The sequence below is a fragment of the Erythrobacter sp. HL-111 genome (assembly GCF_900105095.1).
Lineage (GTDB): Bacteria > Pseudomonadota > Alphaproteobacteria > Sphingomonadales > Sphingomonadaceae > Erythrobacter.
Genome location: NZ_LT629743.1, coordinates 1,041,350 through 1,058,107, shown reverse-complemented (window position 1 = coordinate 1,058,107; position 16,758 = coordinate 1,041,350). Strand labels below are relative to the sequence as shown.

The following is a 16,758-nucleotide window of genomic DNA, read 5'->3' as shown; positions in this document are numbered from 1 at the left end:
TTCGGGCAATTTCAAGCGCGTTTGGCGCAACCCGTGCGCGCGGGATTTGCGAGAGCGGCGCGCAGGGCCTATGGCGCTCGCCACCATGGTCCGTCCCAAACCCAAGACTTTCGACAAGCAGAAGATCGTCGCCGAGAATCGCCGCGCCCGGTTCGACTACACCATCGAGGACACGTTCGAGGCCGGGCTTGCTCTCCAGGGGACCGAGGTCAAGGCGCTGCGCGCGGGCGAGGCGTCGATCGCGGAAAGCTATGCCGAGGTGAAGGACGGAGAGGTCTGGCTCGTCAATTCGAACATCCCCGAATACAGCCACGGCAACCGCCAGAACCACGAACCGCGCCGGCCGCGCAAGCTGCTGCTGCACGCTCGCGAGATCGGTCGCATGTTCGGCGCGGTGGAGCGCAAGGGCATGACGCTGGTCCCGCTCTCGATCTATTTCAACGGGCAGGGCCGGGCGAAGGTCGAACTGGCGCTCGCCAAGGGCAAGCAGGCGCATGACAAGCGCCAGTCGATCAAGGAGCGCGACTGGAAGCGCGACAAGGCCCGCCTGCTGCGTGAGCGCGGCTGAACGCCGGGATCGCGCCGGGCGCGCGCCGCGCGGCCACCCTTTTGCGGGACGTCCGGTTCACCCACTGGTCATGGGCCGCGCGGTACCCATATCGACCGAGATGACACGGCACCCGAACCCCGACGCGGAGCGCTTGCCTTCCCGGCTTTTCGGGCGCAAAGGCCGCGATTGTTCATGATCCGCGATCTCTTCTCGAATTTCCGCTCGAAGACCTGGGCTGCGGACACGATTCGTCGCTACATGCCGACGCGCGAACAGATGGCGAAGAACCGCTGGCTGGCGCCGATCGCCCATCGTTTCCTGTCGCCCGAATTGTGGCGCTTCACCCGCCGCTCGGTCCCGCGCGGGGTGGCGCTCGGGCTGTTCGCGGCCTTCATCATTCCGCTGGGCCAGATCTTCCTCGCCGCCTTCCTTGCGCTGCCCGCGCGCGCCAACGTGCCGCTCGCCGCGCTCGTGACCTTCGTCACCAATCCCTTCACGCTGGCCTTCTGGATCGTGATCGCCAATCGGATCGGCGCATTCATGCTCCGGATCGATGCCGCGACCGCAGGCTATGCGACCGGCCAGATCGAGAACACCTGGTGGCAGGCCTTCGTCGATTTCTCCCAGATGGCCGGGGTGACGGTGGTGGGCTTTCTCGTCCTCGCGATCGTATCGGCCGGACTCGGCTATGTCGTGGCGAGCGCGATCTGGCGCGTCATAGTCGCGCGCAAGCGGGCAAAACGTCTCGCGCTGATGGAAGCGCGTCTCGACCGCAGGCTGAACGCCAACTAGGAAGGCTCCCTGACGGGCGCCCCGGTCGTACCGGCCGGGGCTCGATGCCACTGACGGGCGAGGCAAGGGCGTGCGAGGGGTGATGAGGTCGGCCGAAGCGACAGACGGCAGGGATGAAGGCGCGTTCGGGCCGGGCGCCGTGCTGGTCGCCGCGCTCGCACTCAGCATCGCGGTCGTCTACCTCGCCACTTTCGACGGCATCGTGACCCTCGTCTATGCCGCCGGCACTGCGGCCCTGCTCGCAGGGGCGCTCGCGTTCGAGCGCCTGCGCCGCGAACCCGCCGCCGAGGTGCCCCCCGCGTCCGACTGGACGGTCACCGCCGCCGCGATCGAGGGGCTGGGGGCCGAGGCCGGCGAGGCCGTCGCGATCACCGACCGGGCGAACCGGCTGGTCTGCGCCAACAGCGGCTTCATCGACGCCTTCGGAGGGGACAGCGCGCCGCCCCTCCTGCCGGCCGAGCGGCCCGCGCTCGAGGCGCTGACCCGCCTCGCGCGCGAGGCCTGGCGCGAGGGACACGCGGCGGCCGAGGATCTCTCGATCGCGGCGGACGGGAGCGAGGCGCCGTGGCAGGTCGCGGTCACGCGGGCGGGGCGGGGCGAGGACCATCTCGTTTGGCGCTTTCGCCGGATCGAGGCGGCGAGCGCCGCCTTGCTGGTCGACCTCGACCTCGGCGGGCCGTTCGGCCGGATGCTGAGCCGTGCGGGGATCGAGGCCGCGGTCGTCTCGGCCGACGGGCTGGTGCGCTCGGTCAGCGCGGGCTTTGCCGAGCGCGCGGCGGGCGATGAAAGCGCGACGCTGGTCGGCCAGGACTTCGTCGGCTTCCTGCGCTCGGACGAGCGCGAGCGGATCTTCTTTGCGCGCGAGGGGCGGGGCGGGACGCCGCAGACGCTGATCGACGTGCCGCTCACCGACACCCCGCCCGGCAAGGCGCCGGCGAGCGAGCCGGTCGCGGGCGACACGCTGATGCTGCTGGTCGACAGCGGGGTCGGGGTCGGCAGCAGCTGGGACGGGGCGATGCAGGCGGGCGTGGCGCAGCTCGACGCGCTGCTTTCGCAGCTTCCGCTCGGCCTCGCCATGACCGATCGCGACGGGCGCTTCCTGTTCGGCAACGAGGCGTTCCTGCGGTCGGTCGACCGCGAGGGGCGGGGGCTGCCGTCCTTCCCGACCGACCTCGTCGTGCGCGAGGACAAGGCGGCCTTGTCCGACGCGGTGCGCCGCCACGGGCGCGGCCCCGCGACGAGCGGGGACATGGCGGTGCGGCTCGTCTCCAGCCCCGAGGAACCGGTCTCGATGGGGCTTGCGGGCGTGCGCGGGCTGGGCGAGGCGTCGGTGCTCATCAGCCTCGCCGATTCGACGCAGGAGAACCAGCTGAGGCGCCAGGTCGCGCAGGCCACCAAGATGCAGGCGGTCGGCCAGCTCGCGGGCGGGGTGGCGCATGATTTCAACAACGTGCTGACCGCGATCATCGGGACCTGCGACCTCATGCTGTTGCGGCACACGCCGGGCGACAGCGATTACGACGACATCCAGCAGATCCGTGCCAATTCGAACCGCGCCGCCGCGCTGACCTGGCAATTGCTCGCCTTCTCGCGCCAGCAGACCCTCCGCCCGGAAATCCTGCAACTGCCCGACGTGGTGAGCGAGGTGAGCCCGCTCATCAAGCGGCTGCTGGGCGAGAAGATCACCTACTACGTCCAGCACGATCGCAACCTCGGGCCGGTCCGCGCCGATCCGCAGCAGCTCGGACAGGTCATCATGAACCTCGCGGTCAATGCGCGCGACGCGATCCAGTCCAGCGGTGGGGGTGCCGGGCGCATCTCGCTCCTCACCCGCAGCCTGCAGGCGACCGAGGTGATCAAGCTCGGCAGCGAGGTCCTGCCCGCTGCCGATTACACTGTGCTGATCGTGCAGGACACGGGCGGCGGCATTCCGCCGCACGTGCTGCCCAAGCTGTTCGAGCCCTTCTTCACGACCAAGGAACGGGGCAAGGGCATCGGGCTCGGCCTGTCGACCGCCTACGGCATCGTCAAGCAGTCGGGCGGCTTCATCTTCGCCGACAACTTGCTCGACAAGCAGGGCCGGCCAACCGGCGCGCGCTTCACGATCTATTTCCCGGTGCACCGCGGCGAGGTGCCGAGGAAGCGCGAGCCGCTCGAGCCGGTTACGTCCTCCGACTGGTCCGCGGGCGGGCGCATCCTGCTGGTCGAGGACGAGGACATGGTCCGCGCCGTCGCCGAGCGCGCGCTGGCCCGCGCCGGATACGACGTCACCGCCTGCCCCGGGGGCGAAGAGGGGCTCGAGGCGTTGGGCGCGCAAGGGGAGGCCGAACCCTTCGACCTCGTCGTGAGCGATGTCGTGATGCCCGGCATGGACGGCCCGGCGATGGTTCGCGCGATCCGCGAAAAGCATCCCGATATGCCGGTGCTGTTCATGTCGGGCTATGCCGAGGAACAGCTGCGAAAGGACATCGACATTCCCGACATGCATTTCATCGCCAAGCCGTTCAGCGTCGCGGCGATCTCCGACAAGGTCGCCTCCGTCATGCGGATCGCCCGCAAGGCGCGCGCCGACGCTTCCGGATAGGATCCTTGCGGGGCGGGGGCGAATTTCTTTCGTTCCCTACTTGTTCCATGAGAACAAATGGAATACACGTTCCTTCGTGAAAGGGCTGGTCGAAAACCGGCAGGTCACCCCTAGGCAAGCGAAGGAGTGCGTGCGATGGCTACTCAATTGAAGCTGGTAGAGAAGGAAAAGGACGTGGACCGCCAGAAGGCTCTCGACGCCGCGCTTGCCCAGATCGACCGGGCATTCGGCAAGGGTTCGGCGATGAAGCTGGGCCAGAAGGAAGCGATGCAGGTCGAATCGATCTCGACCGGATCGCTCGGGCTCGACATCGCGCTGGGCGTGGGCGGCCTGCCCAAGGGCCGCGTGATCGAGGTCTACGGCCCGGAAAGCTCGGGCAAGACGACGCTCGCGCTCCACGTCATCGCCGAAGCGCAGAAAGCCGGCGGCACCGCGGCCTTCGTCGATGCGGAGCACGCGCTGGATCCGGTCTATGCCAGGAAGCTCGGCGTCGACATCGACGAACTGATCGTCTCGCAGCCCGACACCGGCGAACAGGCGCTCGAGATCACGGATACGCTGGTGCGGTCGAACGCGATCGACGTGCTGGTGGTCGATTCGGTTGCCGCGCTCGTTCCCCGGGCCGAGATCGAAGGCGAGATGGGCGATTCGCACGTCGGCCTGCAGGCCCGCCTGATGAGCCAGTCGCTGCGCAAGCTGACCGGTTCGATCAACCGCTCGAAATGCATGGTGATCTTCATCAACCAGCTGCGGATGAAGATCGGCGTGATGTACGGCAATCCGGAAACGACGACGGGCGGCAACGCGCTGAAGTTCTACGCCTCGGTCCGCCTCGACATCCGCCGCACCGGCCAGATCAAGGACCGCGACGAGATCATCGGCAACTCGACCCGGGTGAAAGTGGTCAAGAACAAGGTCGCGCCGCCCTTCAAGCAGGTCGAATTCGACATCATGTACGGCGAGGGCATTTCCAAGATCGGCGAGATCCTCGACCTCGGCGTGAAGGCCGGCATCGTCGAGAAGTCGGGAAGCTGGTTCTCCTATGACAGCATCCGCATCGGCCAGGGCCGCGAGAACGCCAAGACCTACCTCAAGGAAAACCCCGAGGTCTGCGACCGGCTCGAAGCCGCGATCCGCGGCAAGACCGACGAGGTCGCCGAGGAAATGATGACGGGTCCGGACGCGGATTCGGAAGACTGACGGGCGGGCGAACGGCCCGCACGAAGGGCCGGGGGCCAGTCACCCGGAACAATTGCGAAACCGGCGCTTGGCCGTGGCCTTTCGATGGCCGCGCGAAGGCGCCGGTTTTCCTTTGTCTCCCGCGGCGGCGGGCCGGGAGGCACGGCGCGGCTTGCCGCCCGGCCCCGCATTGCCTAACTGCCGGTTCATGCAAACGCCTGTCCGCAGCCTCACGCGAAACGAACGCCCATGACGTCGACCAATGACATCCGCCGCTCCTTCCTCGATTATTTCGGCAAGGCCGGACACGCACAGGTGCAGAGCGCCCCGCTCGTCCCCTACAACGATCCGACGCTCATGTTCGTCAACGCGGGGATGGTGCCGTTCAAGAACGTCTTCACCGGGCTCGAAACGCCGCCCGGGCCGCGCGCGACCTCGGCCCAGAAATGCGTGCGCGCGGGGGGCAAGCACAATGACCTCGACAATGTCGGCTACACCGCGCGGCACCACACCTTCTTCGAGATGCTCGGCAACTTTTCCTTCGGCGACTATTTCAAGGCCGAAGCGATCGAGCACGCCTGGACCTTGCTCACCCGGGAATGGGGCCTGCCGGCGGAAAGGCTGACGGCGACCGTCTACCACGACGACGACGAGGCCTTCGATCTCTGGCGGAAGATTTCCGGCCTGCCCGAAGAGCGCATCATCCGCATCGCGACGGCCGACAATTTCTGGTCGATGGGCGAAACCGGGCCGTGCGGGCCGTGTTCGGAAATCTTCTACGACCATGGCGAGCACATCCCCGGCGGCCCTCCCGGCAGCCCGGACGAGGACGGCGATCGCTTCGTCGAGATCTGGAATCTCGTCTTCATGCAGTTCGACCAGCAGGCCGACGGCACGCGCCGCGACCTGCCGAGCCCCTCGATCGACACCGGGATGGGGATCGAACGCATCGCCGCAGTGCTCCAGGGCGTGCACGACAATTACGACACCGACACCTTCAAGGCGCTGATCGCGGCCTCGGAAAACCTCACCGGCATGGCCGCCGCGGGCGAGCACGCGAGCAGCCACCGCGTCATCGCCGACCACCTGCGCTCGACCTCCTTCCTGATGGCGGACGGGGTGCTGCCCTCGAACGAGGGGCGCGGCTATGTCCTGCGCCGGATCATGCGCCGCGCCATGCGCCATGCCCACCTCCTCGGTGCCGAGCAGCCGCTGATGCACCGGCTCGTCGGGCATCTCGTGACCGAGATGGGGCAGGCCTATCCCGAACTCGTGCGCGGCCAGGCCCTGATCGAGGAGGTGCTGCTGCGCGAGGAGACTCAGTTCAGGAAAACGCTGGAGAAGGGCCTCAAGCTGCTCGACGAGGCGACCGCCGACCTGTCCGAGGGCGGCGAGCTCGACGGGGAGACCGCGTTCAGGCTCTACGACACCTACGGCTTTCCCTTCGACCTCACCCGGGACGCCCTGCGCGCCCGCGGGCTCGGCGTGGACCAGGCCGGCTTCGACGAGGCCATGGACCGCCAGAAAGCGGCCGCGCGCGCGGCGTGGAAGGGTTCGGGCGAAGCGGCTTCGGGTGAGGTCTGGTTCGACATCGCCGAACGCGAAGGTGCCAGCGAGTTCACCGGCTACGCCGCGACTTCGGGCGAGGGCCGCGTGGTCGCGATCCTCAGGGACGGGAAGGAGGTCGATACGGCCGAGGTGGGCGAGGAAGTGGTCATCCTCACCAACCAGACCCCGTTCTACGGCGAAAGCGGCGGGCAGAGCGGCGACACCGGCACGATCACCACCCCGGCAGGCCTGCGCGCGGTGGTCACCGACACCTCGAAGCCGCTCGGCCGGCTCCACGCGCATCACGCCCGGATCGAGGCGGGCAAGGTCGCGGTGGGCGACACCGTCCAGCTCGATGTCGATGCCGAGCGCCGCACGCGGATCCGCGCCAACCATTCCGCCACCCATCTCGTCCACGCCGCGCTGCGCAACCGGCTCGGCGGGCACGTCACGCAGAAGGGTTCGCTGGTGGCGGAGGACCGGCTGCGCTTCGATTTCTCGCATCCGTCCGCGCTGACCGACGCGGACATCGCCGCGATCGAGGCCGAGGTCAACGCCGAGATCCGCGCGAACGAGATCGTCACCACCCGCCTGATGAGCCCCGACGAGGCGGTCGAGGCAGGCGCGCTGGCGCTGTTCGGGGAAAAATACGGCGAGGAAGTGCGCGTGCTCGCGATGGGTCGGGCGGGGGCGGAAGGGCGCAATTACTCGGTCGAATTGTGCGGCGGCACCCATGTCGAGGCGACGGGCGATATCGGCCTGTTCCGGATCGTTTCGGAAAGCGCGGTGTCTTCGGGCGTGCGCCGGATCGAGGCGCTGACCGGGGAGGCCGCGCGTCAGTGGCTGGTCGGGCGCGAGGAAGCGCTCAAGGCCGCGGCGAGCGCGATCCGCGCGACGCCCGAGGACGTGCCCGCGCGCGTCGCCGCGCTGCTCGAGGAGCGCAAGCGGCTCGAAAAGGAACTGGCCGAAGCGAAGAAGGCGCTTGCGCTCGGCGGGGGCGGCGGGCCTGCGGCGGCGGGCGGTCCGGCGCAGGAAACGGTCGCCGGGGTGAGCTTCACCGGCCAGGTGCTCGAAGGGCTCGATCCCAGGGAACTGCGCCCGCTGCTCGACGAGGCGAAGACGCGGCTCGGTTCGGGCGTGGCGACGATCGTCGCGGTCAACGACGGCAAGGCGAGCATTGCCGCGGCTGTCACGGACGACCTGACGGAGCGTTTTTCCGCGGTCGATCTCGTGCGTGCTGGCGTCGTGGCGCTGGGCGGGAAGGGCGGCGGCGGGCGGCCCGACATGGCGCAGGGCGGCGGCCCCGACGGCGCGAAGGCCGACGAGGCGATCGCGGCGGTGAAGCAGGTGCTCGCCGGCTAGGCCGGCCTGCGCCCGGGGGCGGTCCTTACTTGCTGGGCCGCTTGTTCGTCACCGGCCGGCTGCCCTGTGCGACATCGTCGCCCTCGGTATCGCCGGGGGCGCCGCGGCCCGAGCCGGGGGCCTTGTTCTTGAGCGGGTCCTTGACGTTCTGCGGCTTGAACTTCTCGTCGTTCGGAATCGGCTTGGTGGGGTCTGTGTCCTTGCCCATGATCTTTTCTCCTTGCCCCACCAATGCCCGGGCGAGGGGAAAAGATCCCCGAATTTCCGTAAGTTGGGCGCGAGGTTCGATCAGGCGTCGGCACCGGCGGCAAGGCCGGGCGAGGAGCTCGGCGTGGTCCGCAGCGCGGGCTTTCGGGAAAGGCCGCCCTCGCGCTCGATCCGTTCGCGGAACTCGTCGCGCTTTTCGTGGATCGAGGCGATCACCGGGCCCATCGCGACCCCGATATCGACCAGCACGGCCTCCGAGAGTTGAAGCGAGCTTTCGAGGTTTTCCGGGACCGCGTGGCTCGCGCCGGAACGGTAGAGCGCCGCGGCATGTTCGCTGTCGCGCGCCCGGGCGACGATCAGGAGGTCGGGATATTCGCCGCGCAGCTTGGCCACGAGCCGCTGGGCGAGCACCGGCTCGTCCATGGTGAGGACCACCGCGGGCGCGTGCTCGACCCCGAGCCGCGCGAGCGCATCGCCGCGCCCCGCATCGCCGAACACCGCGCGGTAGCCCTCGCGCCGGGCGCGCGAGATCAGATCGGGGTCCGAATCGAGCATGACATAGGCCTTACCGTGCCGCGTCATCATGTCCGCGATCAGCCGCCCGACGCGTCCGCCGCCGATGATGATCGTGTGCGGCTCGTCCTCGCCGTCGCTCTCGAGCACTTCCTGCACGCCGTCGACCCGCCGGGCGACGACCCGTCCGAGCTTGGCGAGAAGCGGGGTGATCGTAAGGCCGATCGCGGTGACGATCTGCCAGAACTGCGCCGTCTCGGGATCGATCACCAGCGCGCTGGTCGCGGCGGCGAGGACGATCAGCGTCGTCTCGGACGGAGAGGCCATCAGCACCCCGGTTTCGGTCGCCGTGCTGCGCCGCGCGCCCATCAGGCGCAGCAGGACGCCGGTGACGATCGCCTTGAACACGAGCACGGCGACAACCGCACCCATGATCGTGCCGAGATCGCTCCAGATCGCCATGAGGTCGATGCTCATGCCGATGGTGATGAGGAAGACGCCGAGCGCAAGGCCCTTGAACGGCTCCATGATGCTCTCGACCTCGCCGTGGTATTCGGTTTCGGCGATCAAAAGCCCCGCGATCAGCGCGCCGACGATGGGCGACAGGCCGACGGCGGAGGTGGCGAGGCTCGCCCCGATCACCACCAGCAGCGAGGCGGCGAGGAACAGTTCCGGGCTCTTGGTCCGCGCGGCCTGCGAGAAAAGGTGGGGGAGCGCGACCCGGCCGAGCACCAGCAACATCCCGATCACCAGCGCGCCCTGCCACAAGGTGTCGGTGATGGCGCTCCAGCCGCCTTCCGCATTGGGGGCGAGTGCGCCGAGGATAAAGATGATCGGCACGATCATGATGTCCTCGAACAGCAGCATCGAAAGCGCCGCGCGCCCGACCGGCGAGCTCGTTCCCGAGATCGGCAGCACGATCGCGGTCGAGGAGAAGGCGAGCGCAAAGCCGAGCGCTATCGCGGCGGTCGTATCCATTTCGCTCGCATAACCGAAGAACAGCGCGGAAGTGGTGCCGATGATGAGCAGTTCGAGGCTGCCGAGGCCGAAGACCAGCTTGCGGAGCTGCCACAGGCGGTTGAAGCTCAATTCCAGCCCGATCGCGAACAGCAGCAGGATGATCCCGAAATCCGCGAAGGGGGCCAATCGTTCGGAATCGGATATCGTGACGTGTCTGAGCCAGGGGACGTCCTCGACCAGCATCCCGAGGCCGTAGGGCCCGACGAGGATCCCGATCAGGATGAAGCCGATGATCGGCGTGACGCGAAAGCGGGCGAAGACCGGGATGACAATGCCGGCGGATCCCAGGATCACCAGGGCATCCGACATCACCGGGGAAAGGGTCAATTCGCCTGCCATGCTCAAGGCTTAGCGTGGCGGGGCAGGCAAGTCATCAGCCGCCGCCATGAGGCGGCCCCAAGGGCCGGGTGATCGAGCTGTCGTGATCCTCGCCGAAGGGGTCGGTGATGTTGCCCACGCGCTTGTCCCATTCGATCCGGTAGAGGTCGAACCGGCGGTCGGCGAGGTTCTGCACCGTGCCCTCGGCCCGCGCCCAGGACAGGTCGGCCAGGTTCACGTCGCTGATCGTCAGCGTCTCGACATTCTCGCTGGCCTCGGCCGCGATCCCGTCGCGCGCGAAGGGAAAGTCGCAGGGGGTGAGGATGCAGGACTGGGCGTACTGGATGTCCATGTTCGCGACATTGGGCAGGTTGCCGACATTGCCGGAGAGGACGACGTAGCACTGGTTCTCGATCGCGCGGGCCTGCGCGCAATAGCGCACCCGCATGTAGCCTTGCCGCGAATCGGTGCAGAAGGGGACGAAGATGATCCGCGCGCCCTCGTCGACCAGGCGCCGCGCCAGTTCCGGAAACTCGCTGTCGTAGCAGATCAGGACGCCGATCGGTCCGCAGTCGGTCGGGATCGCGTCGATGCTGTCGCCGCCCTTGATGTTCCACCAGTATGCCTCGTTCGGGGTGGGATGGATCTTCTCCTGCGAATGGACCGATCCGTCGCGCAGGCAGACGAGCGCGACATTGTGGATGTCGCCGTCGGGCATCCGGGTGGGATGGGAGCCGCCGATGATGTTGATGTTGTAGGACAGCGCCATCTCGGACAGCGCGGTGCGGATCCGGGGGGTGAACTCGCTCAGCGTTTCGATCGCTTCCAGCGGGCTCTGCTCGCGGCCTTCGGCGGAGAGCAGCATGAGCGTGAACATTTCCGGGAAGACGATGAAATCGCTTTCGTAATCCGCCGCGACGTCGACGAAATACTCGACCTGGCGCATGAATTCGTCGAAATCGGCGACCGCGCGTGCCTGCAGCTGGCAGGTGGCGATCCGCACGCTTTCGACGTCGCGCGGCAGGCGGTGCTTGGGGGGCGCGTCGATGTCGACATAGGGGTTTCGCCAGATCATCCGCACGGCATAGGCGCGCGAGGCCTTGTCCTCCGGCAGGTAGTTGGCGAGGATTCCGTGCGGCTCGAATCCGTTCGCCAGCTGGAAACGCAGGACGGGGTCGTGGATCTTGGTGTCGATGACCTTCTGCAGATAATCCGCCGGTCCCTCGACACGGTTGGTCTTGCGCCGCATCGCCCGGGCAAGGCCCGGCATCCGCCCGCCGAAGACGATGCCCTTGAGATCCAGCCGCTCGGCGAGGGCGCGGCGTTCCTCGTAGAGCCGCCGCCCGATGCGCGTGCCCCGCACGTTCGGATCGACGCACATCTCGTAGCCGTAGAGCCAGTCGCCGGTCGGGTCGTGGCGGCTGCCGAAACCGTTGCCCGTCACCTCGTCCCAGCTGTGATCCGACAGGGCCACGTCCTCGTCCAGTCGCATGGTCGCACAATAGCCGACGAGCTTGCCATCGAGCTTGGCGATGAAGCAGCCGTCGGGATAGTTGTTGATCTGCCCGCGGATCTCGCCCTGGGTGTAGGCGGGCAGTTCGGCATAGGCGCGCCGGACGAGATCGCCGATCGCGCGCACGTCCTTCATCTTGGCCTGCCGGACCTCGAGCCGTGCCTTGCTGCTGGTCGATGCCATGAAAGCCCCTCCGGTGAATTGAAAAAGGCGGCCCCGCCTCAACGCAGGGCCGCCCCCATGTTACGTCGCGCCGGGCTGGCCGTTCCGGGGCCGGCGCGGGGCGATCAGGCCCAGTTCGCCATTTCCTTCTCGAGATTCTCGACGATCGCCTCGAAGAACTGTTCCGTCGTCAGCCAGTTCTGGCCCGGACCGATCAGGAGCGCGAGGTCCTTGGTCATCGAGCCGCTTTCGACCGTGCGGATGCAGACCTTCTCCAGCGTCTCGGCAAAACGGACCACGTCGGGCGTCTCGTCGAACTTGCCGCGATACATCAGGCCGCGGGTCCAGGCGAAGATCGAGGCGATCGGGTTGGTCGAGGTCGCCTTGCCCTGCTGGTGCTGGCGATAGTGGCGGGTGACGGTGCCGTGCGCGGCCTCGGCCTCGACGGTCTTGCCGTCGGGCGTCATCAGCACGCTGGTCATCAGGCCGAGCGAGCCGAAGCCCTGTGCGACCGTGTCCGACTGCACGTCGCCGTCATAGTTCTTGCAGGCCCAGACGAACTTGCCCGACCACTTGAGCGCGCTGGCGACCATGTCGTCGATCAGGCGGTGTTCGTAGTGGATGCCGGCGGCTTCGAACCTGTCCTTGAATTCGTTTTCGTAGATTTCTTCGAACAGGTCCTTGAAGCGCCCGTCATAGGCTTTCATGATCGTGTTCTTGGTCGACAGGTACACCGGCCACTTGCGGTCGAGGCCGTAATTCATCGAGGCGCGGGCGAAGGCGCGGATCGAATCGTCGAGGTTGTACATCGCCATCGCGACGCCGGAGCTTTCGAACTCGAACACCTCGAGATCGATCTTTTCGCCGTCCGCACCCTCGAAGACGAGCCGCAGCTTGCCGGGTCCGGGGATGAGCGTGTCGGTCGCGCGATACTGGTCGCCGAAAGCGTGGCGGCCGACCACGATCGGATCGGTCCATCCCGGCACGAGGCGGGGCACGTTGTCGATCACGATCGGCTCGCGGAAGACCACGCCGCCGAGGATGTTGCGGATCGTCCCGTTGGGCGAGCGCCACATCTTCTTGAGCGAGAATTCCTCCACCCGCGCCTCGTCCGGGGTGATCGTTGCGCACTTCACGCCGACGCCGAATTCCTTGATCGCGTTGGCGGCGTCGACCGTGATCCGGTCGTCGGTCTCGTCGCGCTTTTCGATCGAGAGGTCGTAATATTTCAGGTCGATATCGAGATAGGGCAGGATCAGCCGTTCACGAATCCATTGCCAGATGATCCGCGTCATCTCGTCGCCGTCGAGTTCGACGACCGGGTTCTTGACCTGAATTTTCTGCATGAAGTGTCCCGCCTTCCTAGAGGTGTGTGCCGGCGCGGCGGACAGGACCGCGCGCCGGTTCGAATGTCCGGTGTAATCCCTGCGGGGGGCTTTAGCAGAGCAAGGCGGGCGTGCAAGCCGGGGGTCGCGCGCCGCGCCGGGCGCGGGAGGCAGGGCTTGCCGGGCCTCGGCTGCAAACAAGTTATTGCAAATCAGTCTTAATAAGTGCAGGAGCGCCTCCACCGACTCCGGAGGGCCTGTTTCCAACCCCCGCATCCGTCGCCAGCCCGAGGGCGATTCATCCTTAATTCGAGCGACCGGCAAAACGGCTCAATGCACGACCTTATCCGCTCCGTGACCCTTACAGGACGCTTCGGAAGCGCCTTCATGGCTGTGGCCGTGTCGGGCGCGATGTTCGGTCTGCTCGCCACGCTCGGCTGGCGCGATTCGTCCGGCCCGCAAGGCCCGGCCATGACCTTCCTTTCCGCGAACGAGTTCGCGTCCGAGGAAAGCGCGGCCCCGGTCGAGCAGGAACTGCGCGAGCAAGCGGCAAGCCCCGCTCCGCCCGCCCCCGCCGATCCGCCGGAGGAAGCGGTCAAGGAGGAAAAGCCCGAAGCCGCCGCGCCGGCGCCTGGCCCCGTGTCCAGAAAGCCGGTCCTGCTGCTGGTATCGGGCCTTCCGCGGCTGCACGAGACCGGGGGCGCGGAAGGGCGAATGGGGCGCGGACGACAGCTCAATCTGAACGTGGCTGTTCCGTCGGGCGCTCCACCCGGCGATGCGGCGCCCGCAGGCGCGGCCTCGGGCGGCAACGGCGATGCCTATGGCCGCAAGGTGTTCGCCCGGATCAGGGCCCACCAGAGCTATGTCGGCGAACTGGCCCGCAAGGGGATCGAAGGCAGCGCGACGCTTGCCTTCACCGTCGATTCGCGCGGACGTCTGCGTGACGAGAGGGTGAAGGCGTCCTCGGGCAATGGCCGGCTCGACCAGATCGCGCTCGGGCAGCTGCGCGAAGCCGCCCCCTTTCCCGCCCCGCCGCAGCGCGAGGGGCGCGCCTTCACGATCCGCCTGACCTATCGCCCGAACCGGCAGCCGTGAAAAATCGCTACTGATTCGCACTTGCAGTAGCCAATCCCCGGCGATATGGGCGCACTCCCGAAACAAGCTCAGGCAGGAAACGAAACATTGAAGTACACGCTTTTCTGGGGGGCAGCGACGGCTGCACTTCTCGCGACCGGCGTCGCCGCACGCGCACAGGAGGCCGATGAGGCCGAAGAACTGCCCGAAGCGGTAGCCGAGGGCGAAAGGGCCGAAGACGCCTATGAAATCGGCCGCGGCAACGACAACGGCACCTCGACCATCAACCGCAAGGAAATCGAGGCGCGAACGCCCGGTTCGGGCGATGTCAACCAGCTGCTCAAGCTGCTGCCGACCGTCCAGTTCGATCGCAACGAAGGCCTCGCCAATCGCGAGGACATCCAGGACATCCGCCCCGCCGACATCTCGATTTCCGGCGGACGCATCTACGAGAACCTGATCACCGTCGACAGGATCGACGTGGGCAGCCGGCTCGATGTCACCAACGACAATCCGTTCAACTTCAACGAACCCGCCGGCGCCGCTGCGCAGGGCCTGTGGCTCGATGCCGAGCTGATCGGCGAGATCACCCTGCGCGATTCGAACGTCTCGGCGGAATATGGCCGCTTCACCGGCGGCGCGCTCAACATCGAGACCCGCGAGGCGCGGCGCACGTGGGGCGTGTCGGGCAATGTCAACTACACCGAGGACGGGCTGGTCAACTACCTGCTGTCCGACGCCTCGCGCGCGGCCTTCGAGGAAAGCGGCGACCCGCTGCCCGAGGCGCCCCAATTCCGCCGCTGGCGCTTCGGCGCGAGCGTCGACGTGCCGCTGTCGGACAAGGGCGGGCTGCTCTTCGCGGTCAACCGCAGCCGCGCCGACGTGCTCTATTTCCGTTCCGCCGGCTATGATTTCGAGCCTGGCTTCCGCAGCAGCGTGAGCGACAACTTCCTCGTTTCGGGCAATTACGACATCGCCCCCGATCTCAAGCTGTCGGGGCAGGTCACCTATTCGCCCTACGAAAGCGAGGCGGCCAACGCCAACGGCATCGACAACCTGATCGTCTCCAAGGGCGGCGGCATCGGGACGCGGCTGCGGCTCGAATCGACCGGCGACATCCGCTGGGACGTGACCGCGACCTATAATTCCACCGACACCGGCCGCACCGCGCCGCCGGCGAATTTCTTGATCCCCTCGACGACCACCAACGGCGCGGTGTGTTCGAACACCAATTGCATTATCGGCGGCTTCGGCACTCTCGACCAGCAGCAGGACATCTATGGCCTCAACGCCCGCATCGCGCTCGATGTCGGGCCGGGGACCTTGCGCGGCGGGCTCGACCTGCAGCGGGTCGAGGCCCTGCGCGAGCGGCCCGAGACCAATTTCGCCTTCCAGCTCGCCGCGCGCGGCGAAGACATCGCCTGTCCCGATGGCGAGAGCCTGACCTGCGCGACCGGCGAATACGCGCTGACGCAGCGGCAGGTCTATCGTGCCTATCTTGCCGACGTGGCGGTGGACGCGATCGGCGCATGGGCGGAATACTCGGTGCCATTGGGCCCGGTCGATCTGCGTGCGGGCCTGCGCTACGACCATGAAAGCTTCCTCGGCAACCACAACTTCGCGCCGCGTCTGGCCGCTACCTGGAACCTCGACGACGACTGGCAGCTGACCTTCGGTGCCAACCGCTATTACGGTCGTTCGATGCTGGCCTATGCCATCCGCGAGCAATATCCGCCCAGCATCACCGAACGCCGCGCCGGCGAGGAGGTGAACGGCCAGCTCCAGTTCTCCGACGACCAGTGGAACCTGTTCCGCACCAGCGCGCCGCTCGGCTTCTCCGACAGCGATCTCGATACGCCCTTCTCCGACGAGCTGACCGCAGGGATCGGCGCGCCGCTGCTGGGCGGGGTGGTGCGGCTGCGCGGCATCGCGCGCTGGGGCAAGGACGAATTCTCGCGCTCGCTGCAGAACGAAGAGGAGATCCTGCTGGAGACCGGGGCGACCGCGACCCGCCGCTTCTTCACGCTGACCAATGAGGGCGAGAGCACCTATCGCGGGGTTTCGCTCGAATGGGTCAGGACCGTCGGCAAGCACACCTTCGCGCTCAATGCCAATTACAGCGAGACCCAGACGACCAACGAGGACTTCTTCCTCACCTCCGAGGATATCGAGGAAGAAGACGAAAGGGTGCTGTTCGAAGGCGAAGTGACCGACCTGCTCACCCTGCTCGAACAGAACCAGCGGCTCCAGTTCGCGGCCCCGCTGCTGATCAATGCCAGCTGGACCGGCCTGTGGCTCGACGACCGGCTGACCAGCAACCTCAACCTGCGTTACCGTTCGGGCTTCGACCGGATCGAGGATACGGGCATCAACGAAGAGGTCGATGGAACGCGGTTCGATGTCTATGACTTCGTGCGCTATGAAGACCGTATCAATGTCGACCTCAACCTGCAGTACGAACTGCTCCGCAACCAGCTCGGAGCCCTCACCCTCGACGCCCGGATCAGCAACCTGCTCGATACCATCCCGGCGCCCAATTCGGCGGCGATCGCGCAGCCGTTCCAGTTCGGACGCTCGACCTGGGTCGGCCTGCGCTACCGCTTCTGAGCGA

General features: G+C 67.2%; 11 protein-coding genes. 7 read left to right on the top strand and 4 right to left on the bottom strand.

Annotated elements, in window-relative coordinates; genetic code table 11:
* Window positions 1-85 precede the first annotated feature (85 nt).
* From smpB to alaS, 5 genes are all read left to right on the top strand, one after another.
* Window positions 86-568 (top strand): SsrA-binding protein SmpB, encoded by a 483-nt coding sequence (smpB, locus tag BLU08_RS05020; RefSeq protein ID WP_090201027.1) that lies wholly within the window; start codon window positions 86-88, stop codon window positions 566-568.
* Window positions 569-808: 240 nt separating this feature from the next.
* Entirely contained in the window at window positions 809-1,342 is a 534-nt protein-coding gene (locus BLU08_RS05015; RefSeq protein ID WP_090201025.1) for a DUF2062 domain-containing protein, read from the top strand.
* An 82-nt stretch (window positions 1,343-1,424) separates the two neighbouring features.
* Window positions 1,425-3,926, top strand: coding sequence for a response regulator (locus BLU08_RS05010; RefSeq protein ID WP_090196191.1), 2,502 nt, complete (start codon window positions 1,425-1,427; stop codon window positions 3,924-3,926).
* 135 nt (window positions 3,927-4,061) lie between these two features.
* Complete coding sequence (recA, locus tag BLU08_RS05005) at window positions 4,062-5,126, top strand: recombinase RecA (protein ID WP_090196188.1); 1,065 nt, start codon at window positions 4,062-4,064, stop codon at window positions 5,124-5,126.
* 228 nt (window positions 5,127-5,354) lie between these two features.
* Window positions 5,355-8,015: an alanine--tRNA ligase gene (alaS, locus tag BLU08_RS05000; protein WP_090196185.1), complete on the top strand. Its 2,661-nt coding sequence runs from the start codon at window positions 5,355-5,357 to the stop codon at window positions 8,013-8,015.
* Between the two features lie 25 nt (window positions 8,016-8,040).
* Here the strand turns inward: alaS and BLU08_RS04995 are convergent, their stop codons facing one another.
* The 4 genes from BLU08_RS04995 to BLU08_RS04980 all read right to left on the bottom strand — a co-directional run bounded on the left by BLU08_RS04995 (window position 8,041) and on the right by BLU08_RS04980 (window position 13,094).
* A complete protein-coding gene (locus BLU08_RS04995; protein ID WP_090196183.1) occupies window positions 8,041-8,223 on the bottom strand; it encodes a hypothetical protein in 183 nt (60 codons plus the stop codon).
* Window positions 8,224-8,303: 80 nt separating this feature from the next.
* On the bottom strand, window positions 8,304-10,094 hold the full coding sequence (locus tag BLU08_RS04990; RefSeq protein WP_090196180.1) for a cation:proton antiporter: 1,791 nt from the start codon (window positions 10,092-10,094) through the stop codon (window positions 8,304-8,306).
* Between the two features lie 34 nt (window positions 10,095-10,128).
* On the bottom strand, window positions 10,129-11,769 hold the full coding sequence (locus tag BLU08_RS04985; RefSeq protein ID WP_090196177.1) for a bifunctional GNAT family N-acetyltransferase/carbon-nitrogen hydrolase family protein: 1,641 nt from the start codon (window positions 11,767-11,769) through the stop codon (window positions 10,129-10,131).
* Between the two features lie 104 nt (window positions 11,770-11,873).
* Window positions 11,874-13,094, bottom strand: coding sequence for an NADP-dependent isocitrate dehydrogenase (locus BLU08_RS04980; protein ID WP_090196174.1), 1,221 nt, complete (start codon window positions 13,092-13,094; stop codon window positions 11,874-11,876).
* A gap of 366 nt (window positions 13,095-13,460) precedes the next feature.
* Between BLU08_RS04980 and BLU08_RS04975 the strand changes: the two genes are divergently transcribed.
* Together BLU08_RS04975 and BLU08_RS04970 are read left to right on the top strand one after the other, a co-directional pair.
* The gene (locus BLU08_RS04975) at window positions 13,461-14,168 is read left to right on the top strand and encodes an energy transducer TonB (protein WP_157674454.1); all 708 of its coding nucleotides are present in this window, start codon (window positions 13,461-13,463) and stop codon (window positions 14,166-14,168) included.
* Window positions 14,169-14,255: 87 nt separating this feature from the next.
* Window positions 14,256-16,754 (top strand): TonB-dependent siderophore receptor, encoded by a 2,499-nt coding sequence (locus tag BLU08_RS04970; RefSeq protein WP_233996094.1) that lies wholly within the window; start codon window positions 14,256-14,258, stop codon window positions 16,752-16,754.
* Window positions 16,755-16,758: the final 4 nt, after the last annotated feature.